The organism is Nocardia sp. NPDC003963 (genome assembly GCF_053605105.1).
The window spans coordinates 44,860-68,956 of record NZ_JBSGIP010000009.1; the positions used below are offsets into that span (position 1 = coordinate 44,860).

Consider the following 24,097-nt stretch of genomic DNA (forward strand, 5'->3'; position numbering starts at 1 on the left):
TGGGTGCGGTGTTCTTATTTCGTACTTTCGAGCTGCGCCACCGCGTTGTCGGTGAGCCAGCGAATCTCCTCATCGCTCATCGCAAAGGCCGTGTACCCGACGCTGAGATCGAGACCACCGAGCTGCTCGTTGGCGATCACGAACAGTGACGGGCCGAACACGTCGAGTGACACGGCCCGGGTGACATCCTCGAGCGTGTAGGCGCCGTAGGTGGTCTGGAGGCCGGACTCGCCTGCCGTGGTAACGGCGAGTCCGTCGATGCGCCCGTTGTGCCGCATCGATGGCCGGGCTTCGTGCCGGTACAGCTCCCAGTCGGGAAGCTTCATGATCGAGGCGGACGCCTGGTCCTTGGCCAGCGCGGTGATCAGCTTGAACGAGGCGTCACGGGCGGTTGCCCAGAAGTCGTCGGTTATCGGGTGCTCGATACGCAGGATGTCGACATAGCAACCGCAGGTCTCCCGCGGTGGCGCGGGATTACTCAGGCGGCGGAGATCGATGGTGGTCAACACGGTCATGGCGTCGAGCCGGTACCGCTCGCGAATGGCGAGCAGGAAGGCTGCCGTTACCGCTCCGTGCAGCGTGGTCCGGTTGGCTTCGACGGCATCCATGAGCGTGGCCGTTGCGTCGGGCCCGAGGTAACGCGCCAGCACCCGGGTTTCTTTCTTCGGATCGGGCACCTTCTGCTTGGGTAGCCGGATGGCGGGCGTATAGGTGGGTTCCTTGCCGCTGCCGGATTTGCTGGGCAGGACCTCCTCGAGCGGTGGGGGCAGGGTGGTGTGGACCGGGGGTTCGAGTTGCGCCGTGGCCGGATCGGCGAGGAATTCGAGGAGCTGGCGAGCGAGCATGTTGGCGGATCGGGCATCGAGAATCGCGTGATCGACGCAGATGACGATGTGGTTGAGGTCGGCGTCGGGTGACTGCCGCACCAGCGTTGTCCGCAGGCGCGGATGACTACCCTTCGGGATCGGTGTACGGAGCTCGGAGGCAAGAACCTTGCGCCAGGTGTCCGGTTCGGCACCGTAGAGCACCTTCAACGGGATCTCCGTCGTGCCCTCGGTGTGGAACGAGGGCCGGCGCATGGCCAGGGGCGGCAGGCGTCGCCAAATAACCTTGCCGTAGCGGATATGCGCGCACAGAATGGGGTGCTGCGTCTGCAGCCAGGCGAGCGCCTGCTTCACCAGCGCCGGATCGAGGTGCCCGCGCACGTGCAGCACCTGTATGGCGATCAGCCCACGATGGGCGTGCATATAACTGAGCAGTTGTTCCTGTTCGCCCAGCGCGCGCGTAACATCCACACTGTCCTCCCACGTTTCGAGCACCATTTCAGAACGCGATGAAATCGGCTGGTAACCACATTGGACAAGGGACTCGAGTGATGAACGATTTCGAACAACCGATAATCGACTACATCTCCGGGCTGGTGGCCGAAACCGGTGGAGCGCCGGTCGGTCGCGAAACCCATTTGCTCGAGGCCGGCATGCTGGACTCGATCGATCTGGTGAAACTGATGCACTTCGTCGAGGAGCGATTCGAGATCAGCATTCCGGATACGGAAGTAGAGGCGGAGCTGTTCGAATCGCCGGCATCTGTAGCAGCCTACGTTTCGCAACGAGCGGCTGAACCCGCCTGAAGTTCGCACAGCCGGGCGCGCAGGAGCTTGCCGGTCGGGGCGCGCGGCAGTGCATCGATGAACGCGATCTCGGCGGGGACCTTCTGCACGGACAGCCTTTCGCGGGCCTGGTGCATCAACTCGGCGGCCGATACCTCCGCCTCTTTGACGACGAACGCGATCAGCCGATTACCCATCCGCGGGTCCGGGAGACCCGCCACTGCGGCTTCGGCGACGGCAGGCAAGGTCATGAGCGTCTCCTCCACCTCGATGGGGTCGATCTTGTAGCCGGATACCTCGATCAGCAGCTTGCTGCGGCCACGGAGGAAGATGCGGCCTTCTTCATCGAGTGACGCGAGATCGCCGGTCCGGAACCAGCCCTCGTCGAACGCCGCGGCGTTGGCCACGGCATCGCCGAGATAGCCCCGCATGAGCGAGGACGATCGGATTTCCATCTCCCCGACGGACGAGCCGAATTCGGTATCGAACGGCGTGATGCGGACCCTGGCGTCGCCCGCCGGTTTGCCCACCGAGGCCCAGCTCGAATCGGGATCGGCGGAGTCGTTGTGCGAGAACATGCTCGCCTCGACAGAGCCGTAAGCCTGCCGGAGTACCACACCCAGGCGCCCGCACGCCGCTTCGAAGAGCGACCGCGTCAATGGCGCGCCACCCGAGAAGGCCAGGCGCAGACCGAGATCGTAACTGCCGGTCTGACCGGCGATGATTCTGTACATTTCCGGAACGGCACCCATGACGGTGACGCGCTCGCGGACCATGGTGTCGAGTAGCTTCTTGCGCGAGAGCGCCAGCGGCAGCGGATCGCTCCAGTAGAGCGTCGTGGCACCCCGGGCCACGGCCTCCGTAGCGCCCAGTATGAAGCCCAACGAGAAGTTGCCGGGCAGAATGTTGAGAACGATATCGTCTGGCTGGAGGTCCCAGGCGGTACTGGCTCGTTCACCATCGGCGATGAGCTCGGCATGGGTGTGCGGCACCACCTTGGGTAACCCGGTCGAGCCGGAGGAGAAGAGGTAGAGCGCCGTCGTGTCACCCGGCAGCTCGGGCAGCGGGGCGGTCGCACTTCCTTGCGGCAGGGTATCTGTCAGGAACAGGGGAATGCCGGGGGCCACATCTGCGATCAGCGTCTCGGCAGCAGCGGCAAGGCCGGGGGTCGACACGACGGCCTCGGGTCCGGTCTTCTGCGCGAGCGCGGCAAGCTCGGATCGCGTGGCTGTTACGTCCAAGGGCATAGCGATCGCGCCGGCGGCGAACAGTGCGTGGGCAGTGACGAAAAGATCGGGCGAGTTCGGAACCAGCAGGGCAACCGGATGGCCGTGCTCGACGCCACGTTCGATCAAGCCGGCCGCGATTCGGCCGATCCGCTCGACCAGAGCAGCGTAGGGCCTGAATACTTCGCCGTGGCGCAATCCACTGGTGATCGGTGCCGCGGCTGTCAGCGAAAGCAGGTTGTCGTAGATCATTCCGACTCCGCACGGTCGGGCCGCCCCCGCTGACCGAGAGGTATATCCGGGCTGCGGCATCTCCAAGGCGTCGGCGATCATGCCGATAAGCGAGGCAGCGAACGCCGTTGTCGAACGTCAGAGCTTCTGTCGGTGTCGAAAGGGTGGGGCAAATGCTCACACCACCCACCTGCGATTTTAGCAGCCGGCGCAATGCCGCTCCCGAGGCATTGCCCATCGATTCGGCCGGCGTGACGTTGTGACATCGACGTCGCCGATCAACATGTCGAACCGGGTTCCCTGGTCCCGCTGTTGCTGGCGGGCGCCGACAAGGACCCCACCGTCTTCCCCGATCCCGAACGATTCGATGTGACCAGGGGCAACGCCGCGGAGCACCTCTCGTTCAGCAGCGGGCTGCACGGCTGTCCGGGCGCTGATCTGGCCCGATCGAGAGGCACCGTCGCATTGCGCGCCCTGTTCGAGCGGTACCCTGATCTGCGTCCGGACGGGCCGCCGATCCCGCGCGGCCTGGTGAACCCGAACAGCTACCGTTCCATGCCCGCCAGACTCTTTGTCGGCTGGAGACCGCTGGGTCGAACAGTGCCCGGATACAGGCGGGGCTCGCCGATTCGCGTGTGTTGTATCCCTGCGGACAGCCGGTTGGTCGGATGCTGATGCTCCGGGTTCCATGGAGCATGTTCGCCCAGTCGAGACCACTCCGGCGGCCTATGCGCGCACCGCACAGAGCGCGAGCTCGATGGGAACTCGAAGTCATTGTGCCGGAGGAGCCGCCGGCACCTACACCGGATGCCGCACGCGCTTTGCCGCGCTCGCTCCTGGAAGTCGCGACAAGGCCGCGATGGCCCGGGAAGCCGAGCGTTCCGTCGGCGACGCGGAGCTCGGCGAAATGTCGCAGTACCCTGTCGACGTACGGCTCTCGACAGTGCTCGTCGATCCGGGACACCGATCTCATGTACTACCCGCCCGCCGATCGATGTTTCTGGAGGCGGGCATATTCTGGCGGGCGCAGCTGGTTCGTCGTGCGCTGTTGCGACGGTGTGCGGCGTCGAAGCCCGCCGGTTGACGTTTCGCGACGTCGAGTGGCCGGGTGAGAGGGAACCCGGTGGGAATCCGGGACTGTCCCGCAGCGGTGAGCGGGAACGACCGCCGTCATAGAGCACTGGGTTCTGTCCTGGGAAGCGACGGCGTAGTACAGCTCGGGGTATATCCCGAGTCGGCCGATCGAGGCCGATGCCCGTGAGTCCGAAGACCTGCCGGTTGTGCCGGGTGCGCCGTGCCCGGCGGCCGTCGCCTCGCGGAGTGGGTGCTACGCCGATATCCACGCATTCGGGAGAGTTCCCGATGCGCAGTCGTCGTGTGCGCGTGAACGGGTGACGGCCGTTCACTGCCGACGACAGGGTATGTATCGTGTCATCACTTTCGGGGTTCTCAGGGCCGTCGAGTCGCGGTCGCCGCAGGTCTGCCTGCCCCGTGCACTCAGGTGCTCAGTGGAGCCTTCCCGAACCGGCACCCCGGTGCAGGCGATCGGTACGGTCCGACCACTCGGCCGGTTGGTCTCCGGTGACCGGCATTGTGCGCTGCTGGGCCGGGGGTTCCGGTCGGAGTAGTACCCGCGGCCCCTCGCGTCGGGCGCAAGCACAGCACGTTCGGTTCGGGTGGCCGATTGTCGGCTCGAACGTTGCGGGAAGGAGGTCGGCCGGTGGAGAAGATGTATGCGGGCGCTCGGTTGCGGGTGTTGCGTGAGCAGGAGGGATTGTCTCAGTCCCGGCTGGCCAAGATGCTCGGATTGTCGCTGAGTTATGTCAATCAGCTGGAGAACGATCAGCGGCCGCTGACGGTGCCGGTGCTGATGCGGTTGACATCGACCTTCGATTTGGAGGTGGGTTTCTTCGCGCCGGAGACCGATGCGCGGTTGCTGGCAGATCTGCAGGAGGCATTCGCCGAGGATCCGGAATCCGGCTCGGTCAGCGGCAGCGAACTCGACGATCTTCTTTCGCGGGTGCCGGCCGCGGCGCGGCTGCTGATCAGTCAGCACCGCCGGTTGCGCAGTGCCAACGGCCAGCTCGAACAGCTCACCGCCGGGCTCGAATCGCCGGTGGTCGATCCGCGGACAGCGATGCCCTACGAAGATGTTCGTGACTTCTTCTACGACCGCCGTAATCACATCCCGGCCTTGGATACTGCCGCCGAGAGCCTGTTCGTACGGGGCGGATTCACGCTCGGTGGGCTCGATCTGCAACTGGCCCACCTGCTGCACGAAGAACACGATGTGAAGGTTTCGATCCGCTCGGAAGACCCGGCCCGGCCCGGTCCCAAGCGTCTCTATGATCCGGAGAAACGTACGCTCGTACTCGCGCGGCGCCTGACCGCCGGGCAGCGCGCGTTCCAGTTGGCTACGCAGCTGGCGTTTCTCACCCAGTCGGGGGTGATCGAGGATCTGTTCGCCGAGAGTGCTGCGTTGCCGACGGAATCGCGTCGGCTGCTGCGGATCGGGCTGGCCAATTACTTCGCAGGCGCGTTGATCTTGCCCTACGGGTTGTTCCTGAGTGCGGCCGAGGCGTTACGTTACGATATCGATCTGCTCGCGGCGCAGTTCGAGGTCGGTTTCGAAACGGTGTGTCATCGGTTGTCGACGTTGCAGCGGCGTGGGCAGCGTGGTGTGCCGTTCTTCTTCGTCCGTACCGATCGAGCGGGCAATATCTCCAAGCGCCAGTCCGCCACCGCGTTTCACTTCTCCCGTGCCGGGGGAAGTTGCCCGCTGTGGGTGGTACACGATGCGTTCGCGACGCCGGGCCGGATCCGCACGCAGATCGCGGAGATGCCGGATGGACGGACCTATCTGTGGTTGGCGCGGACTACAGGCGAGAGCAGCCCGGGCTATTTGGCGCCGTCGCGAGATTTCGCCGTCGGACTCGGTTGTGATCTGGCCTACGCCGACAAACTCGTGTATTCCCACGGGCTCCCGCTCGACGATGCGGCTGCCGCTGTTCCGATCGGAGCCGGTTGCCGGGTATGTGAGCGTGTGGCGTGTCCGCAACGGGCTTTCCCGCAGATCGGGCGACCGCTCGCCGCTGACGAGAACCGCCCGGCGACAACCCCGTACGCGCCCGCGGTGGTCGATGGCTGAAGGTGCCCGCCAAAGGCGGTCGGGTCGGGCTGCGGCGTAGGCACCGGCGCGCGGTCACCGGGGCGGGCCCGGCCATGCGCACGGTGTGCTGGATGAGCGGCACATCGTGGGTCCGGATCGCCGCGCCTCCTGCGGAGGCGAGTGCCGCGCCGGCGAGCGACCCCGCGAGCCGGTCGGCGGGGTTGGGTGATCCGAGAACGGCGTGGATGAAGGACTTCCGGGTGGCTCCGATCGCCCGGGCCGTGCTCGGCGGAACGGTTCGAGCGGCGCGGCGCAGGCGGAGTAACCGAGCCATGGCTGCCGACCCACGTCGGCTTGCGCCGGTCCGCCGTGTCCTCCACAAACTCCACAACTTTGCAGTTCAGTCTCCACAAAATACGCATTTGCGACGGATTCCGGCAGCTCTGTCGCGTCAGTAGCGTGCGAATCGAAGCGAATCGCATCGATCCCTGGAGGCCGAGGACTGTGAAGAATCATCTCGTCCGTACCCATCGTTCCGCGGAGCATTTCCCCCGCGAGCAGCATCTGGCATGGCGGATCGCGGAGGTCGCGACAGATCCGGTGGAGGTCGCCCCGGAGACCGAGGAGATGATCGTCAACCGGATCATCGACAACGCGGCGGTCGCCGCGGCGTCGTTGATCCGGCGCCCGGTCGCCAATGCGCGCGCCCAGGCTCTGGCCCACCCGTATGGCCCCGGCTCGACCGTTTTCGGTGTCGGTGGCCGGTTCTCCCCGGAATGGGCGGCCTGGGCCAACGGGGTCGCGGTGCGTGAACTCGATTTCCACGACACTTTCCTGGCCGCCGAGTACTCCCACCCCGGCGACAACATTCCCGCGATTCTGGCGGTGGCCCAGCATGCCGGCCGGTCCGGTCGCGAACTGGTTCGTGGCCTGGCCACCGGGTACGAGATCCAGGTAGATCTGGTTCGCGCGATCTGCCTGCACGAACACAAGATCGACCATGTCGCCCATCTGGGTCCGTCGGCTGCCGCCGGTATCGGAACGCTGCTCGGGCTCGATACCGAGACCGTCTATCAGGCCATCGGCCAAGCGCTGCACACGACCACCGCGACCCGCCAGTCACGCAAGGGCGAGATCTCGAGCTGGAAGGCCTACGCGCCCGCGTTCGCCGGGAAGATGGCGGTGGAGGCCGTCGACCGGGCGATGCGCCGTGAGGGCGCGCCGTCGCCGATCTGGGAGGGCGAGGACGGTGTGATCGCCTGGCTGCTCGGCGGGCCGAAGGCCGAGTACTCGGTGCCGCTGCCCGGACCCGGTGAAGCCAAGCGGGCGATCCTGGACACCTACACCAAGGAACATTCCGCCGAATACCAGAGCCAGGCCCCGATCGATCTGGCCCGCCGTCTGCGCGACCGTATCGGTGATCTCGACCAGATCGCGTCGATCGTCCTGCACACCAGCCACCACACCCATGTGGTGATCGGCACCGGCTCCAACGATCCGCAGAAATTCGACCCGCGAGCCTCCCGGGAAACCCTCGACCACTCGGTCCCCTACATCTTCGCGGTCGCGCTGCAGGACGGCACCTGGCATCACGAGCGCTCCTACGCTCCCGAGCGCGCGCAGCGCCCCGACACCGTGGAGCTGTGGCGCAAGATCTCCACCGCCGAAGACCCGGAATGGACTCGCCGCTACCACTCCACCGACCCGGACGAGAAGGCCTTCGGCGCCCGCGCGGAGGTCACCCTGAAGAGCGGGGAGGTGATCGTCGACGAACTCGCGATCGCCGACGCCCACCCACTCGGCGCGCGGCCCTTCGCCCGTGACCAGTACATCGCCAAATTCCGCACCCTCGCCGAGGGCGTTGTCGATCCGGCCGAGCAGGACCGCTTCCTCGAAGTGGTCGAGCGCGCGGGTGAGCTGTCCGTGGGTGAGTTGTCGGAGCTCACCTTCACCGTCTCGCCGGATGTGCTCGCCCGCGCGCCCCGTTCCCCGAAGGGACTGTTCTGATGACCGGCCTCCTGGCGGCGTCCACGTCGGCCGCCGAGAAGCGCATCGCCTTCCGCGCCGGCCTCGAATCGGGCGGGATCCAGCGGTTCCCCGGTGCCTTCAATCCTCTTGTCGCGAAACTGATCCAAGAAATCGGGTTCGAAGGTGTCTATGTCTCCGGTGCGGTGCTCTCCGCCGATCTGGGACTGCCCGATATCGGCCTGACCACCCTCACCGAGGTCTCCGGGCGCGGTCACCAGATCGCCCGGGTCACCGACCTGCCCGTGCTCATCGATGCCGACACCGGGTTCGGTGAACCGATGAGCGCCGCCCGCACGATCACCGTGCTCGAGGACGCCGGTATCGCCGGCTGCCACCTCGAGGACCAGGTGAACCCCAAGCGGTGCGGGCATCTCGACGGAAAAGCCGTGGTCCCGACCAGCGAGATGATGCGCCGACTGCGGGCCGCGGTCGCCGCGCGCCGGGATCCCGGCTTCGTGATCTGCGCCCGCACCGACGCCGCGGGAATCGAAGGCATCGCCGCGGCGATCGACCGCGCGAAGGCCTACGCCGACGCCGGCGCCGATCTCATCTTCACCGAGGCGCTGCACACGCCGGCGGAGTTCGAGAAGTTCCGGGCCGCTGTATCGATCCCGCTGCTGGCCAACATGACCGAATTCGGTAAATCCGAGCTGATTCCGGCCACCACGCTGGAATCGATCGGCTACAACGCGGTCATCTACCCCGTCTCGACCCTGCGGCTGGCGATGTTCGCCGCCGAGGCCGGGCTGCGGGAGATCTACGCCCAGGGCACCCAGTCGGGCCTGCTGGACCGTATGCAGCATCGCAGCCGCCTCTACGAACTGCTGCAGTACGAGCGCTACAACGAATTCGATTCCGACATATTCGATTTCACTCTGGGAAGGAACCAGTGATGAGCTCAGCATCGCTCAGCGATTCGGTGAGGGGTGGTGGTCGGGCGACGGGTGGGCCGGAGACCGCGATACCGACCATCTACAAGGGGCTGGCGGGCATCGTCGTCGACACCACCGCCGTCTCGAAAGTGGTGCCGGATACGAACTCGCTGACCTATCGCGGTTATGCCGTGCAGGATCTGGCCGCCCACTGCACCTTCGAACAGGTCGCCTATCTCCTCTGGAACGGGGAGTTGCCGACCGATGCCGAGCTGGAGCGTTTCCAGCAGCAGGAGCGTGCCTCCCGGCGGGCCGACCGGTCGCTGCTGTCGCTGGTGGCGAAGCTGCCCGACAGTTGCCATCCGATGGATGTGGTGCGGACGGCGATCAGTTATCTGGGGGCCGAGGATCCGCTCGAGGACGACAACTCCGCGCCGGCCAATCGCGCGAAATCGTTGCGGATGTTCGCCGTGCTGCCGACGATCGTCGCGGCCGATCACCGGCGCCGGCACGGCCTGGACCCCATCGCCCCGCATTCCCATATGGGATACGCCGAGAACTTCCTGAACATGTGCTTCGGCAAGGTCCCCGCCCCGGAGCTGGTGAAGGCGTTCGAAGTCTCGCTGATCCTGTACGCCGAGCACAGCTTCAACGCCTCGACCTTCGCGGCGCGGGTGGTGACTTCGACACTGTCGGATATCTACAGCGCGGTCACCGCGGCGATCGGTGCGCTCAAGGGTTCGTTGCACGGCGGCGCCAACGAGGCCGTCATGCATCACATGCTCGAGATCAACGATCCCGCCCTGGCCGAGGAGTGGTTACGGGAGAAGCTGGCGAAGAAAGAGAAGGTGATGGGTTTCGGTCACCGGGTCTACAAGAACGGTGACTCCCGGGTGCCCACCATGAAGCAGGCGTTCCTGGATATCGCGGCTGTCACCGGTGGGCAGAAGTGGGTGCGGATGTACGAGGTCCTCGAGAAGACGATGGACGACGCCACCGGGATCAAACCGAACCTCGATTTCCCGACCGGGCCCGCCTATCACCTGCTCGGCTTCGATATCGAGGTCTTCACCCCGATCTTCGTGCTGAGCCGCATCACCGGCTGGACCGCCCACATCATCGAACAGGGTGAATCCAACGCGCTGATCCGGCCGCTGAGCGAATACGTGGGCGTGCCGCAGCGCCCGGTCGTGGCCTGATATCTCGCCACCCCGTCGACGGCTCGCACGAGTTGTGCGAGCCGTCTACTCCGTTCCCGGCGCGTTCACCCACCGCGCCCGAATCCGACGAGGTCGACCGATATGTTCTCCGAGATCCTGGTGGCCGATCGCCGCGAACAATTCGCCGACACCCTGCATCGACTACGCGAACTGCTCTCGGCGGGTGGCGATCTCGTGCCGAACGCCCCCGCCTCCGTGACCGGCTGTGGATCGGCACCTCCTCCGAACCGGGGTTCGCGCCGGCCGCGGACCTGGACGTGGGTGTGCTCACCGGCCGGACCTCCTCGGCGCGGGGACCGCGCGACGAGATCGCCGCGCGTCGAGTCGACGGTCAAGATGCGAGTGCCGTCGGGCGCGAGTCCGCCATCCGGGACCAGGGTGGGGCACATCGAAGATGGGAACGCGGATTACCCGGGGATCTGCTCTGGTTCGATTCGGTGCCCCGGCCGGCCCGCGAATTCGGCGATGAACCTCCGGTGCGAGGCGGTGTTCAGCGCGTGGCCATCGTCGGTGACTGCTCGAGTTCGATGTGGCATAGCCTCGTGTCACCGTCGGTCGAATGTTGGATGAGGCACAAATTGCGTGATACTGGCGGCGGGAGTGCTGTGTTTTCAACAGGATTCGCCTCCGGGGTGGATCCGCTTCTGCACGGCCGAACATCCGGCGTTCGATCATCCTGATCCGGTTGACGGGTGCCTCAACCGGTCCCGGTGCATAACCTCCGTGGACGCCCTGGCCTGCTTCGCTGAAACGAGATTCGTCGCTGTACGTACAGGTGCGAGCCCAACTCGGTGTACTGGGCCGGGATCCGACCGGTCAGGAAGGGATCGCGGTCGATGATCTTCGAGGCGCCACTGGAATCGGTGAATTTTCATGCTGTGTGCGCTGATAGAATCTTGTGAGGTCCCGCGACGGAAGGAACCCGATGGGGCGAACAATGCCCAACGACTGCCGCGCTGGTGCGCCGTACCCTGGTTGTAGCGCTGATTGCCGCGGCGATCGGGGCGCCGAGCGCGGTGACGGCGACTGCCGAGTCGTTGCCGTCTGGGGATGACGGCTTTTGCATCGATGAGAACACGCGTGTGCGCGACGGGGCGCGCGTCAGTGATCTCACCTGCATTCATGACCACAGCCGCTTCCACAATCACGAGCGCTTCCATATTCCGCCGACTGATTCTTGAACCCGGCTGCCTCCCGAAGTTGGGGCTTCATGGCCACACACGTGCACGCGGAGCAAGGTCAGGTGCCCGTGTATCGCAGCATGCACCACGTTGTCGGGCCACTGTCCGGAATGGCCACCTCGTCGGTCACTTCGAAGCCGAGCCGCCGGTAGAACCGTAGGTTGCGCTCGGCCGAGGTTTCCAGAAACGCACGGACACCGGCCTGCTCGGCGCCTTGCATACCGGGTAATGCGATGGCGATTAGCGAGGTGGATGGGCAGCTGGTGATCAAGGCCCCGAAGGATCACCAGCGACGAAGTGTCGCATTCCCGGTGTTCCCGGTCGAGCCGATGATCGAGCGAGTGGCCGGCCGAAGTGCTGACGTGGAGGTCTTCACCTCGTCGCAGGGGGCGGTCCTGTGGATGCGGAACCTGCGCGGCAAGGGCCACCGATCACCAGCTCACCCCGTGTCAGCGGGTGTCGCCTGTTGGCGCAATGATGGACCGGACGGTCCACTATAGGTAGCCTGGATGCATGCCGCGTCCACGCCAGTTCGATGAAGAGCGCGTCTTGGCGGCCGTGCAGGCGGTGTTCTGGGACAACGGGTACGCGGGCACGTCACTCGAAGATCTCCTGGCGGCCAGCGGCCTGGGCAAAGGGAGTCTGTACGGGGCGTTCGGGGATAAGCAGAGCTTGTTCCTGCGGGTGCTGCGCGAGTACGACGAGGCCAACGATCGGATGCTGCGTACGTGGCTGGAGCAGGCCGACCGGGCTATCGATGTGATTCGCGGTTTCGTGACCGGACCCGTCCGTGATCCCGGCGGCGAACAGGCCCGTCGGGGTTGCCTGCTCGCCAATACCGCGATGGAGCTCTCCGTGAGTACCTCCGAGGTGGCGGCCGAGGCTCGGCGCAGCTACGCCGCGACCACGTCTGTGCTGGTCAACGCGATACGGCGAGCGCAGCGCGAGGGCGATATCGCGCCCCATGTCGACCCGGACAGCGCCGCCCATGCGGTGCTGGCGGGTCAGCTCGGACTCATTGTTCTCGGCAGGGTGGGTCAAGATCCGGCTGCGTTGTTGATCATGGCCGAGGCCCTGCTCGACGGTCTGTTGCCGAACGCTTGAGCGTTCCCCGTGGTGGCGTGAGATCGAGCACCGACCAAGTTCTTGACTGATCCGTCCATATCGAGTGTTATGGACGGATCGGTCAATAATAGGAAGTGGGAAGCTGCCATGAAGATTCTGGAGGACAAGGTCGCGGTCGTGACCGGGGGAAACGCGGGTATCGGACGGGCGATCGCGCGGGCGTACCTCGACGAGGGTGCCCGGGTGTTCGTCGCCGGCCGACGCCAGGCGCAGCTCGACGAGGTCGAGGCCGATCTCGGTCCCGGGGTGACCGGGGTCCGCTGCGACGTGGGCAGGCTCGAGGACCTCGACGCGCTCTACGCGACGGTCGCCGAGCAGGCGGGTCGGATCGACGTCCTGGTCGCCAACGCTGGGATCGGGATCGTGGCGCCGTTGGGCGAGATCACCGAGGAGCAGTTCGACGCCATGTTCACCACCAACGTCAAGGGCTCGCTGTTCACCGTGCAGAAGGCGCTGCCGCTGCTCTCGCCGGGGGCGTCGATCATCCTCACCGGATCGACGGCGGCCTCACGGCCCGAGCCGTACCTGCCTGTGTACGGGGCGACCAAGGCCGCGCTCCGCAACCTGGTTCGCGGGTTCGCCCACGAAGCCGGGGAACGCCGGTACCGGATCAACATGCTTTCCCCGGGCGGTACCCGCACGCAGGGTTTGGTCGACCTGATCTCGGCGGAGACGGTCGCCACCGCTGGGGCGTCGGTTCCGCTCGGCCGGTTGGCCGAACCCGAAGAGATCGCCGCGGCGGCTGTCTTCCTCGCCTCGGACGCGTCCAGCTATGTCAACGGCTCCGAGCTCGCCGTGGACGGCGGCTCCGCCCAGATCTGAGCCGCGTAGGCGCAAGCCCGTCCGCCCGGCAGAAGCTGTGGAAAGTCCGAGCGCATGGCACTGTTTGCCAACCAAGAGCTGTAGTGGCCTATCCTCCCGGGTTCGAGCCGAGGTGATCTTCTCGCGGTGCGGATTCATCCCTGCCGGGCCCGGGTGGTGCCGGTCAAGTGCTCCTCCCAAAACACTGTGCAGGCAACGCAACACGACCACGCGCGTTCGCGGGCCTTCGCTGTCGTCGAATTACCCTGCCGGACAACATAAGCAGACAACGCTGGATCGGAACGTAGTGGTGGCAGGCGACATAGGCTGTCACGTAACTCTGCGCTCGCCCCGCTTCATCGGACCGTCCGCGGATCGCCCGTATGACAGCTCCGGCAGCAATCAGGGTCGGTCGGCACCGCAGGTACGGACACAAGCAACTCGATACACGCACGGAGGAGTGCGTTCGCAGGAGGTCCGGTGCCGCCGGACACGCGCGCTGGTGACATCAGATTTCGCCGATGGCAGCCGGCCTCGGCCGTGCCGCTCGGACGGCGGAGGTCACAGACAACGCGGTCAAGTCCAAATGCGTGGTGTAACAGGGTGATCGCCGCGTGATCCGGTGTGGTCAGGCGGTCAGGGCTGCGGGTTCGGTGTCCCCCTGTTCCTCGGTAGGGTCGCTGTGGTGGCGGGAGCGGGCCAGGACGTCGAGGCCGAGGTAGCGGCGGCCCTCGATCCACTCGTCGTGTGAGCCTGGCCTGCTCGGTCATCCGCCTCCGCAAACTCATTCTGAACTGATCTCTGATACGGAGACGGGCTACCGCTGGGCAATAATGCGGCGAAGGCGGCCCGCGGATCGGACCGCACCGGCCCGAGGACCTCTGTGCTGTCTCGCTCGTTGATCGACGTAATGCAGTCGATCAGAAACCGGCTCGGAAGCGCGCTGCGAATGGGCGCGCATGCTTCGGCAAGCAGAACCCGCCTGATCAGCGACGCGGCCATGAATGCCACACGGGATCTGGACGCCGCGGACCGCCCCCACGGTGTACGCGGCGCCTTTTCGAATTTGTTCGCCCGGCGTGAGCGCAGCGGCCTGCCGCAGCTGTCCCGATCGAACTACTCGCGCGGGAGGAATCTGCTGGACAGGTTGGACTGCGCGGTCGTTCGTAGCAAACTGGAGCAGTGGTTCGAGGGTCGGAGCGACCCCGGCCTCGCGGAGATCTGCCGGGTACAGGGTTTCGACGGCCCACCGACGCTGACCGACGCACGCGGTGTGGACGAGGTTGTCGCCGCCGGTGGCCAGCAAAACAGGCGGTCCGGCCGATGACGCCGGCAACGAGAGTGATCGATCCGCGGTCTCGGGCGAGGGTGCATTGCACGCGGAACGCGAAGCGATCGGACGGCGAATCCTCAATGAGGTGAGCCGCACGGCAAGGATGAACTCCGCGGCACCGCGTGAGCCGCCGATGCGCAATCGACGAGATCGACTCCCCGGTAAAGCTGTCGACACGGACGCTCGTCCGCGCACTCTCGGACTATGACTGCCCGAGCCTGGTTGCAGGGCCGCCATCGCGCTCCGCGAGTGCGGGCCCGGCCATCGGTCTCTCGAACCTTCGTGGCACGAACACCGGCACCTGGTGGCGAGGTCGATCGCGAGGACCGTCGTACTCGAGTCTCGAAATTATGTTCTGGTGTTTCGAAGTATCGGTGCGGGGCAGGGACCGGTGCCTCGATTGCGTATTCGACTGTGGCAGCCGAAACTCGATCGCTGATCGCCCTGCGTCCTATGGGCAGTGAGGTGCAAGGCAACGATGCGGCGCCGGAGATCGAGGTGCCCACATCGGCGCACCGGCGACGGGAGGCCGCTGAGCCGAGGAAGGCGCTACGAGACACTTCATGCAATCCCCCAGCACTGGAATGATTTTCGCTGTCCGACGACTGGACTGCGCTTTTCGGAAACTATGCAGCAAACTCACGGCGCACACCACAGGTTCGGCGCGTGGGTTGAAGACCGTCGGAGAGATCTTCGGTGAACTCGAACACCGAATCGGGCCTTCATTCGATCACGCAAGCGAGAGCCGGTCTCATGTCCCACCCGCTGTTCCTGAGCCGGATCGCAATGGACCGATCATGTTGCGAGGCCGCCGAGCCCTCGAGGATCTGTCGTCGATCTATGGCGACCGGATCGTCTTCCACGGCAGCGCTGATGCCATCTTCAAACTCGAACCACGCCAGATGAACTGGATCGACAGTGGCGGTCGCCGATATCCCGATGGTGAACCTGCCATTTGCGCCGACACCAAATTCGATGTTCCGATGTTCCTGGCGCTTTTCAAGGGCCGCGCGCGATGTGGTTACGAGATCAACGACGACGGCACTATGACCTACCGCGCAGCGATCGTCGACGAACCCGAATCGCAAATGAGATACTCTGGCCACGTCCATGTACTGGACCGAAAGCACTTCGAGTTGGGTGAGCTCCCGACTCCTACCGGCTGGCCAGAACCACAGACCGGCCCTCGAACCCCCGAACTGCGCGCTACCGGCGAGGTGGAGCCGTTTGCCATCGTCGAGGTCAGCACGGCTGACTTCGAGCACCCGATCGAGTCACTGGGGACCTGACCGAGCTCGGTGAGCGGGGTTCATCGCGATGGCCTCTTCCTGATCTGTCCCGAAGGGCCCGGACTTGGTGTTCAGGCCACAAGTCCGGCGGTGCCATGTCTGCCATCCGGGCATGTAAATCCAGGAATGTCGGTGGTGCCTGCTTTGTTGTGGATCGTGTGTAGTTTGTAGAAAATTTGTAGAAACAGGGGGGATACCCCAAAGATGCCCAGGTCAACGGTGGTATAGGCTTTGTCGGTCATGAAGTCGGCTTTCCCGGGTGCTGTCAGCGGTGTGCCCACGACGGTCTACCTCGATCACGCGGCGACCACACCGATGCTGCCCGTAGCGATCGAGGCGATGAACGCTGCCTTCGCACTGGTCGGGAACGCGTCCTCGCTGCACGGATCGGGCCGGGCGGCCCGGCGCCGACTGGAGGAATCGCGCGAATCGATCGCCGCGGATCTGGGCGCCCGTCCCTCCGAAGTCATCCTCACCTCGGGCGGAACCGAGAGCGATAATCTCGCGGTCAAGGGTCTCTACTGGGCCCGGCGTGACGCCGATCCGCGATGTAACCGGATCCTGGCCGGTGCCACCGAGCATCACGCCGTCCTCGACGCCGTGGAATGGCTGGAGCGGCACGAGGGCGCCCGGGTCACCTGGCTGCCGGTGGACGCGGACGGAATCGTGGCACCGCAGACGCTGCGCGCCGCCCTCGCCGAATGCGCGGACGAGGTCGCCCTGGTCACCGTGATGTGGGCCAACAACGAGATCGGTGCCGTCCAGCCGATCCGGGAACTGGCGGAGATCGCGCAGGCGGCGGGTGTGCCGATGCACAGCGACGCGGTGCAGGCCGCGGCCCAGCTGCCCATCGATTTCGCCGCGAGCGGGCTGGCGGCGGCGAGTTTCGCCGGCCACAAACTGGGTGGTCCGCACGGTGTCGGCGTCCTGTTGCTCGGGCGGCAGGCGGGTTGTGTACCGCTGCTGCACGGCGGTGGGCACGAACGGGATCTGCGCTCGGGTACCTCCGACGTCGCGGCGGTGGCGGGCCTGGCCGCCGCACTGCGGCAGACCGTGGTGGAGATGCCGGTCCGGGCCGGGGAGCTGGCCGCCCTGCGCGACGAGCTGATCGCCGGAGTGCGGCAGGCTGTTCCGGACGCGGTACTCAACGGTCCGTACGACGACCGGCGGCTACCGGGCAACGCCCATTTCACCTTCCCGGGCTGCGAGGGCGATTCGCTGCTGATGTTGCTGGACGCCGCGGGAATCGAATGTTCGACCGGGTCGGCGTGCACCGCCGGAGTGGCCTCGCCGAGTCATGTCCTGATCGCAATGGGAGTCGAGGCCCGGGAAGCGCGGGGATCGCTGCGGTTTTCCCTTGGACACACTTCGCAGCGATCCGATATCAATGCAGTACTGGAGGTACTGCCGCAGGTGGTGGAACGAGCCAGAGCCGCGGGTCTGGCCGGTGCGAGAGGAGGTGCGTAGCGTATGCGAGTGCTCGCCGCGATGAGTGGTGGAGTCGATTCGGCGGTGGCGGCGGCACGGGCCGTCGACGCCGGGCACGAGGTGGTCGGGGTGCACCTGGCGCTGTCCACCGCGCCCGGCGCATTGCGCACCGGATCGCGCGGTTGCTGCTCGAAGGAGGACGCCGGGGACGCGCGCCGGGCGGCCGATGTACTCGGGATCCCCTTCTACGTCTGGGACTTCGCGGACCGTTTCAAAGAAGATGTGATCGACGATTTCGTCGAGTCCTATGCGGCGGGTGAGACACCCAACCCCTGCCTGCGCTGCAACGAGAAGATCAAGTTCTCGGCCCTGGCGGACCGGGCCGTCGCGCTCGGCTTCGACGCGGTCGTCACCGGGCACTACGCCCGGCTCGCCGACGGGGTGCTGCGCCGGGCGGTGGACGCCGACAAGGATCAGTCCTACGTCCTGGCGGTGCTGACCGCCGAACAGTTGTCGCGCGCCGTCTTCCCGGTGGGCGATACTCCGAAGCCGCAGATCCGGGCCGAAGCCGCCGAACGTGGGCTGGCCGTGGCCGATAAACCGGACAGCCACGATATCTGCTTCATCCCCTCCGGGGACACCCGCGCCTTCCTCGGCGCGAAGATCGGGATCCGGCCCGGCGCCATCGTGGACTCCGCGGGTGCGGAACTGGGCCGGCACGAAGGCGTGCACGGGTTCACCATCGGACAGCGCAAGGGGCTGGGCCTGCCCGGTCCCGGACCCGACGGCAAACCCCGCTACGTGACCGATATCGACCCCGATTCCGGCACCGTACGGGTCGGTTCCGCCGATGATCTGCAGGTGTGGTCGATCGAGGCCGACAGGGCGATCTGGACCGGCGGGGCGGTCCCCGGGGAGCCGTTCGACTGTGTGGTGCAGGTTCGCGCACACGGCGGGACCGCGCCCGCGACCGCCGAGGCGGTGGGCGACGGGCTCGCGGTACGCCTGCACGAACCGCTCAGCGGTGTCGCGCGCGGGCAGGCCGTGGTCCTGTACCGCCCCGATACCGCCGGTGACGAAGTGCTCGGCAGCGGCACCATCACCGCGACCGCGCGTACGGCTCCGGCGGGCGCGCCACGATGAATCCGGCCGGTTTCCCGGCCGGAGCGGCCACCGGGGTGGGGTCGTGGCCCGGTACCGATCCCCGGGAAGCCGCCGCGGTCATCGTGGGCGAGCTGACCGAACTGCCACATCTGGTGGAACTACCGGCGCGCGGGGTGGGTGCGGATACGGTCGGCCGGGTCTCGGCGCTGCTGGTGGATATGCGATTCGATACCACCCCGCGCGGTTACCGGCTGGCGGCGCGGCCGGGTTCGGCCTCGCGGCGCGCGAGCGATCTCTTGCGCACCGATCTGGACGCGTTACAGGAGGCCTGGGAGAACGCCGGATTGCGTGGATCGGGCCGGCCGGTGAAGGTGCAGGCCGCCGGCCCGCTGACGCTCGCCGCGCAGGTGGAACTGGCCGGTGGGCACCGGGTACTGACCGACCGGGGCGCGGTACGAGATCTGGCGGAATCGCTGGCCGAGGGTTTGGCGACCCATATCGCCGAGGTCGGGTCGCGACTCGAGGCCGAGGTCGTGCTGCAACTGGACGAACCGTTGCTGGATGCTGTGCTGAGCGGTTCGCTGCGCGGTCCGAGCGTGCTGAACACCGTCGCGGCGATACCCGAGCCCGAGGCGCTGGCCATACTCGATACGGTGCTCGGCCATCAGCGCGTACCCGCGGTGGTGCACAGTTGCGCGAGCCGGCCGCCCCTGGGTTTCCTGGGCCGGACCTCGGCGGTCGCGCTGGGGTTCGATCTCGCCGCGGTATCCGGTACGGCGGGCCTGGACGCCTTGGGCGAGGCGCTGGACCGGGGCAAACACCTGATTCTCGGACTCGTCCCCACCACCCGGCCGGCCGGACCGGTGACCTGGCGGGAGATCGCCGAACCGGGCGCGCGCCTGGTCGATCGGCTCGGTTTCCCCCGAGCTCGACTCGCTCGGCAGGTGACGGTGAGCCCCGCGTGCGGTCTGGCCGGGGCTCCGCTGAGCTGGGCGCGCGATGCGCTGCGCCTGGCCGCCGATACCGCGAAGGCCTTCGCGCAGGATCCGGAGTCGCTCGTCGCCGGGTGACCTCCACCCGGTCCGGTGGCAGCAGCCGGTGACATCGAACAGCCGGTGCCGGGACAGCGGGCGACCCGGCCTGCCCGGGTCGCCGAGCCCGAGGCGGGTCTCGGATTCGGTGGTCGGCGTTCCAGCGGGGAAGTCGACTTTCGGTTGCCGACCGGGTGCCGCCGACCGTACCTCCGCCGGCCGCTCCGGGGTCGATCGGCGCTCCGGTCCCGAAGCCACACCGGTTCCGCCGGCCGCGTCCGGCGCCGCCGCCCACCCGCCCGGCCCGACGGCCGGGGTGCGATTCGACGGCGCCCGCCGGTGTTCCGGAACAGGCCCGTGTGCGGCCGATATGTCCGGCGACGTGCGGTTACGGTGCTACTGAAGTGCCGGTCGGCTGGACTACCCTGCGAGATGTGAGTGAGACCGTGAGCCCCGCCGAACGGGAAGACCGCTCCACAGCCGCCGCCCCGCCCCCGGCCGCCGGCGAGGAGCGGGTGCGCTGGCAGGAGCTCGCCGAAACGGTGCGCGAGCATCAGTTCCGCTACTACGTGCGGGATGCGCCGATCATCTCCGACGGCGAATTCGACACACTGTTCCAGCGGTTGCTGGCGCTGGAGGAGCGGTTCCCGGATCTGCGCACCCCGGATTCGCCGACCCAGCTGGTGGGTGGTGGGTTCGCCACCGATTTCACCGCGGTGGATCATCTCGAACGGATGCTCTCACTGGACAACGCGTTCTCCGAAGCCGATATGCGGGCCTGGGTGGCCCGGGTCGAGGAGGAGACCGGGCCGGATCTGCACTATCTGTGCGAGGTGAAGATCGACGGTGTGGCGTTGAACCTCGTGTACCGGGACGGCCGGCTGGAGCGCGGCGCGACCCGCGGCGACGGGCGGACCGGTGAGGACGTCACCCTCAATGCCCGAACCATCGAGGACATCCCGCCGGAGTTGAATGCCGATACCGAGTTCCCGGTCCCGGAACTTCTGGAAGTGCGCGGGGAGGTGTACTTCCGGCTGACGGATTTCGAAACGCTGAACGCGGCCATTGTGGCCGAGGGGAAGGCGCCGTACGCCAACCCACGTAACACCGCGGCGGGGTCGCTGCGGCAGAAGGACCCGTCGGTCACCGCGCGGCGGCGGTTGCGGATGATCTGTCACGGGCTCGGCCGCACCGAGGGCTTCACCCCGAAGTCCCAGCACGAGGCCTATCGCGCGCTGGCCGCCTGGGGTCTGCCGGTCTCCGCGCACACCAGACTGGTGCAGGGTGTGGACGCGGTACTCGAACGGATCTCCTATTGGGCCGAGCACCGCCACGATATCGAGCACGAGATCGACGGGCTGGTGGTGAAGGTCGACGAACTGGCGCTCCAGCGCCGGCTGGGCGCCACCTCGCGTGCGCCGCGCTGGGCGATCGCCTACAAGTACCCACCCGAGGAAGCCACCACCGAACTGCGCGATATCGCGGTGAACGTCGGCCGGACCGGGCGGGTCACCCCCTTCGCGGTGATGGAGCCGGTCGTCATCGCCGGATCCACGGTCTCCATGGCGACACTGCACAACGCGGCCGAGGTCGTGCGCAAGGGCGTGCTGATCGGGGATACGGTGACCATTCGTAAGGCCGGGGATGTGATCCCGGAGGTGCTGGGTCCGGTGGTGGACGCCCGCACCGGGGCCGAGCGGGCCTTCGTGATGCCGACGCACTGTCCCGAATGCGGGACCGAACTCGCCTACGAGAAAGCGGGCGACGCCGATATCCGCTGCCCCAATCAGCGGCGCTGCCCCGCGCAGCTGCGGGAGCGGGTTTTCCATGTGGCCGGCCGCGGTGCCTTCGATATCGAGGCACTCGGGTACGAGGCGGCGATCGCGTTGCTGAACGCCGAGGCGATCACCGACGAGGGTGATCTGTTCGATCTCGATGCCGACCGGCTGCGCAACGTCGCGCTGTTCGTCAACAAGAACGGGAGCCTCTCGGCGAACGGCAACCGGCTGCTCGGCAATCTCGCCGCCGCCCGGGACCGGCCGCTGTGGCGGGTCCTGGTCGCGCTTTCGATCCGGCATGTCGGACCTACCGCCGCGCGGGCGCTGGCTGCCGAATTCGGCAGTCTGGAACGGATCGAACAGGCGTCTCTGGAGGAGCTGGCGGCCGCGGAGGGAGTCGGGCCGACCATCGCCACCGCGGTCAGGGAATGGTTCGCCGTCGACTGGCATCGGACCATCGTCGAGAAATGGCGGGCGGCCGGGGTGCGGATGGAGGACGAACGCGACGAGTCGATCCCGCGCACGCTGGAAGGTCTGTCCATCGTGGTGACCGGGTCGCTGGAAGCCTTCTCGCGTGACGGCGCGAAGGAGGCGATCCTGTTGCGCGGCGGGAAGGCGGCGGGGTCGGTATCGAAGAAGACCGCGTTCGTCGTGATCGGGGAGGCGCCCGGTTCGAAGGCCGCCAAAGCCGAAGAACTCGGTGTCCCGATCCTGGACGAGGAGGGTTTCCGGGTCCTGCTCGAATCCGGGCCGGACGCGGTGCGCCCGGCGGTCGCCGAACCGGAGGAGTAGCGGCGGCGCGGCCGGAAACGAACGGAGTCCCGGTCCTGCGGGACCGGGACCGGACACGGCAGGATGGAGGGATGTTGCGCAGTTTTCGGGTGTCCAACCACAAATCGCTGGCCGATCTACAGGAATTGCGGTTGACCCGCGGCGCGGCCGCACCGGTCGCGGTGCCGGTGACCGCGGTACACGGTGGCCCGGCCGCCGGTAAATCGAATCTGGTCGGCGCCCTGGGCCATATGCGGGACGCGGTACTGAACTCGGTGACCGGCTGGGACCCCTACGCCGGTCCGGTGCGGTTCCCGCATCTCGCACTGCCGGGGCAGCCCACCGAATTCGAGGCTGTTTTCGTCGCCGAAGGTATTCCGTACACCTTCGGGTTCCGGTTGGACGCGGCCGATGTCACGGCCGAATGGCTCTACAGCCATCCGCGATCCCGTAAGCGGATCGTCTTCGAACGTGTCGGGGAGGCCGTCCGGCTCGGGCCGATGTTCGAACCGGCGCGATTCGGGATCAGCGCGCTGGTCCCGCTGGTCCGGCCGAACGCGCTGCTGTTGAGCCTGGCTGGCCAGATGTACGCGGAGGCGCTGGTGCCGGCCTACCGGTGGTTCGAGACCATGCTCGAGGTGCTGGCCGGTGCCACCGATATCGAATCCACGGAACTGCGACTGGGTTCGCATCTGTCCCGGTCCACCGAGAACGCCGCCCGCCTGCTGACTCTGCTGCAGTCCGCGGATCTCGGCATCACCGATCTGCTCATCGCGCAGAACGATCCCGGCTACGCCGACTATCTGCGCGATCTCGACGCCGATATCGCCGTACTGGGTGAGCAGACCGACCGGGCGGCGGTATCGGCCGCGTATGCCGCGCAATTGGAGCAGGACAGCGGGTTGAACGCGATCCAGCTGGCCCGCGAACTGACCAATATGCGCAATGCCCGCGACGCGCTCTACACCCGGATGGTGGTGCGGCGCGGGGTCGGCCTGCGGTTGGTGCACACCGGTGTGGAGCCGGTTTTCACCCTGGCCGAGGAATCCTCGGCGACGCTGGCCCTGCTGCGATTGCTCCCGGTACTGCTCGACGCGCTCGACACGGGGAAAGTGCTGGTGGTCGACGATATCGGTGCGCAGCTGACGGTCGAGGAGGCCGACCGGCTCGTGCAGCTGTTCCAGAATCCGGAAACCAATACGCGCGGTGCGCAACTGGTGTTCACCACCGGGAACCGGGCGCTGGTGGAACGCGGTAACGGTCGATCCGCGCGGACCCGCAGCAGCGTCTGGACCGTGCGACGCTCGGCGACCGGTACCAGCACGCTCACGGTGTCCTGAACGAGCCCGGTGTCCTGAACGAGCCGGACCCGGCCGCCGCCGGTGCGGCGACCGGGTTTCCGGTCTACTTGCTGGGTTCCGGAAGGGTGCATCCCATCTTCGGATTGAGGCCGATGTAATTGAGCGGACCGGCCACCACGGTCACGGCCAGTGTCGCGAAGTGGGAGCACTCCTCCGGCGGATCATTGAAATAGCCTCGTTGCCACGCGGCGACGATCCCCGCCACGAACCAGACCAGTACTACGAGGCTTGCTATACGGCTACCCATTGCACCTGCTCGAATCGAAGATTCCGGCATGACATCGCTTCCTTCCATGTCCGGTGGAAGTGAAATACCCCGTCCCGCACGACTCATGCGCGGCGTGGCCTGTCTCGCAGAAGTACGGGTCGCCGACAGTGCCGGCCGAATTTTGGCCGCCGCACGGCCGTTCGTGGCGGAGAAGTCACCGGCGCGGGTCCAGGGGCGAGCGGTCCATCCGCCGACGCTCCCGGCTACGGAACGCCGGGCGCGCGGATCGCCGGACGGACCCGATGCGACGCCGAAGTGTCCCGCCCGGTGGCAGGTCCGGCGCACGGCAAGGTCCTCGACCCGGGCGCGGAACCGCCGGTGCCGAGAGCGTC

The 24,097-nt window shown here is 66.8% G+C and carries 20 protein-coding genes and 1 riboswitch; of the genes, 15 read left to right on the forward strand and 5 right to left on the reverse strand.

From position 1 onward, the window contains the following. Nucleotides 1–14: 14 nt before the first annotated feature. Complete coding sequence (locus ACWEWT_RS17935; protein ID WP_452560239.1) at nt 15–1,322, reverse strand: phthiocerol/phthiodiolone dimycocerosyl transferase family protein; 1,308 nt, start codon at nt 1,320–1,322, stop codon at nt 15–17. Between the two features lie 53 nt (nt 1,323–1,375). On the opposite strand from ACWEWT_RS17935, the gene ACWEWT_RS17940 reads away from it, so the two are divergent. Further along, complete coding sequence (locus ACWEWT_RS17940) at nt 1,376–1,630, forward strand: acyl carrier protein (RefSeq protein ID WP_452560240.1); 255 nt, start codon at nt 1,376–1,378, stop codon at nt 1,628–1,630. Here ACWEWT_RS17940 and ACWEWT_RS17945 read toward each other — a convergent pair. Further along, a complete protein-coding gene (locus ACWEWT_RS17945) occupies nt 1,597–3,087 on the reverse strand; it encodes a class I adenylate-forming enzyme family protein (RefSeq protein WP_452560242.1) in 1,491 nt (496 codons plus the stop codon). The two genes, ACWEWT_RS17940 and ACWEWT_RS17945, sit on opposite strands and share 34 nt — an antisense overlap. A gap of 291 nt (nt 3,088–3,378) precedes the next feature. Between ACWEWT_RS17945 and ACWEWT_RS17950 the strand changes: the two genes are divergently transcribed. The 5 genes from ACWEWT_RS17950 to ACWEWT_RS17970 all read left to right on the forward strand — a co-directional run bounded on the left by ACWEWT_RS17950 (nt 3,379) and on the right by ACWEWT_RS17970 (nt 10,274). Next, the gene (locus ACWEWT_RS17950) at nt 3,379–3,741 is read left to right on the forward strand and encodes a cytochrome P450 (protein ID WP_452560244.1); all 363 of its coding nucleotides are present in this window, start codon (nt 3,379–3,381) and stop codon (nt 3,739–3,741) included. A 401-nt stretch (nt 3,742–4,142) separates the two neighbouring features. Beyond that, nucleotides 4,143–4,344: riboswitch (cobalamin riboswitch) on the forward strand. A gap of 442 nt (nt 4,345–4,786) precedes the next feature. Continuing rightward, a complete protein-coding gene (locus ACWEWT_RS17955) occupies nt 4,787–6,214 on the forward strand; it encodes a short-chain fatty acyl-CoA regulator family protein (RefSeq protein ID WP_452560246.1) in 1,428 nt (475 codons plus the stop codon). Between the two features lie 465 nt (nt 6,215–6,679). Continuing rightward, the gene (prpD, locus tag ACWEWT_RS17960; protein ID WP_452560248.1) at nt 6,680–8,182 is read left to right on the forward strand and encodes a 2-methylcitrate dehydratase PrpD; all 1,503 of its coding nucleotides are present in this window, start codon (nt 6,680–6,682) and stop codon (nt 8,180–8,182) included. Next, complete coding sequence (gene prpB / locus ACWEWT_RS17965) at nt 8,182–9,096, forward strand: methylisocitrate lyase (RefSeq protein WP_452560250.1); 915 nt, start codon at nt 8,182–8,184, stop codon at nt 9,094–9,096. Before prpD ends, prpB begins: the two co-directional genes overlap by 1 nt. Further along, nucleotides 9,096–10,274, forward strand: coding sequence for a bifunctional 2-methylcitrate synthase/citrate synthase (locus ACWEWT_RS17970; RefSeq protein WP_452560251.1), 1,179 nt, complete (start codon nt 9,096–9,098; stop codon nt 10,272–10,274). The genes prpB and ACWEWT_RS17970 overlap by 1 nt, the downstream gene beginning before the upstream one ends. Before the next feature lie 1,260 nt (nt 10,275–11,534). On the opposite strand, the gene ACWEWT_RS17975 is transcribed toward ACWEWT_RS17970, so the two are convergent. Beyond that, nucleotides 11,535–11,696, reverse strand: a complete 162-nt coding sequence (locus ACWEWT_RS17975) for a hypothetical protein (protein ID WP_452560252.1) — start codon at nt 11,694–11,696, stop codon at nt 11,535–11,537. Nucleotides 11,697–11,989: 293 nt separating this feature from the next. On the opposite strand from ACWEWT_RS17975, the gene ACWEWT_RS17980 reads away from it, so the two are divergent. The 4 genes from ACWEWT_RS17980 to ACWEWT_RS17995 all read left to right on the forward strand — a co-directional run bounded on the left by ACWEWT_RS17980 (nt 11,990) and on the right by ACWEWT_RS17995 (nt 16,024). Beyond that, nucleotides 11,990–12,580: a TetR/AcrR family transcriptional regulator gene (locus ACWEWT_RS17980; RefSeq protein WP_452560254.1), complete on the forward strand. Its 591-nt coding sequence runs from the start codon at nt 11,990–11,992 to the stop codon at nt 12,578–12,580. 108 nt (nt 12,581–12,688) lie between these two features. After that, nucleotides 12,689–13,423, forward strand: a complete 735-nt coding sequence (locus tag ACWEWT_RS17985; protein ID WP_452560256.1) for an SDR family NAD(P)-dependent oxidoreductase — start codon at nt 12,689–12,691, stop codon at nt 13,421–13,423. Nucleotides 13,424–14,402: 979 nt separating this feature from the next. Then, the gene (locus ACWEWT_RS17990; RefSeq protein ID WP_452560257.1) at nt 14,403–14,729 is read left to right on the forward strand and encodes a hypothetical protein; all 327 of its coding nucleotides are present in this window, start codon (nt 14,403–14,405) and stop codon (nt 14,727–14,729) included. A gap of 803 nt (nt 14,730–15,532) precedes the next feature. Next, nucleotides 15,533–16,024: a hypothetical protein gene (locus ACWEWT_RS17995; RefSeq protein WP_452560259.1), complete on the forward strand. Its 492-nt coding sequence runs from the start codon at nt 15,533–15,535 to the stop codon at nt 16,022–16,024. 71 nt (nt 16,025–16,095) lie between these two features. Here the strand turns inward: ACWEWT_RS17995 and ACWEWT_RS18000 are convergent, their stop codons facing one another. Continuing rightward, on the reverse strand, nt 16,096–16,266 hold the full coding sequence (locus ACWEWT_RS18000; protein WP_452560260.1) for a hypothetical protein: 171 nt from the start codon (nt 16,264–16,266) through the stop codon (nt 16,096–16,098). Between ACWEWT_RS18000 and ACWEWT_RS18005 the strand changes: the two genes are divergently transcribed. The 5 genes from ACWEWT_RS18005 to ACWEWT_RS18025 all read left to right on the forward strand — a co-directional run bounded on the left by ACWEWT_RS18005 (nt 16,265) and on the right by ACWEWT_RS18025 (nt 23,476). After that, nucleotides 16,265–17,491, forward strand: coding sequence for a cysteine desulfurase family protein (locus ACWEWT_RS18005; protein WP_452560261.1), 1,227 nt, complete (start codon nt 16,265–16,267; stop codon nt 17,489–17,491). The two genes, ACWEWT_RS18000 and ACWEWT_RS18005, sit on opposite strands and share 2 nt — an antisense overlap. Nucleotides 17,492–17,494: 3 nt before the next feature. After that, on the forward strand, nt 17,495–18,595 hold the full coding sequence (gene mnmA, locus ACWEWT_RS18010) for a tRNA 2-thiouridine(34) synthase MnmA (RefSeq protein WP_452560262.1): 1,101 nt from the start codon (nt 17,495–17,497) through the stop codon (nt 18,593–18,595). Next, nucleotides 18,592–19,626 (forward strand): methionine synthase, encoded by a 1,035-nt coding sequence (locus ACWEWT_RS18015; protein ID WP_452560263.1) that lies wholly within the window; start codon nt 18,592–18,594, stop codon nt 19,624–19,626. The genes mnmA and ACWEWT_RS18015 overlap by 4 nt, the downstream gene beginning before the upstream one ends. A 395-nt stretch (nt 19,627–20,021) precedes the next feature. Then, nucleotides 20,022–22,157 carry an NAD-dependent DNA ligase LigA gene (gene ligA / locus ACWEWT_RS18020; RefSeq protein ID WP_452560265.1) on the forward strand — a complete coding sequence of 712 codons (2,136 nt, stop codon included), beginning with the start codon at nt 20,022–20,024 and terminating at the stop codon, nt 22,155–22,157. A gap of 71 nt (nt 22,158–22,228) precedes the next feature. Continuing rightward, nucleotides 22,229–23,476, forward strand: coding sequence for an AAA family ATPase (locus tag ACWEWT_RS18025; protein ID WP_452560266.1), 1,248 nt, complete (start codon nt 22,229–22,231; stop codon nt 23,474–23,476). Nucleotides 23,477–23,540: 64 nt separating this feature from the next. Here the strand turns inward: ACWEWT_RS18025 and ACWEWT_RS18030 are convergent, their stop codons facing one another. Then, complete coding sequence (locus ACWEWT_RS18030) at nt 23,541–23,744, reverse strand: hypothetical protein (RefSeq protein ID WP_452560268.1); 204 nt, start codon at nt 23,742–23,744, stop codon at nt 23,541–23,543. Nucleotides 23,745–24,097 lie beyond the last annotated feature (353 nt).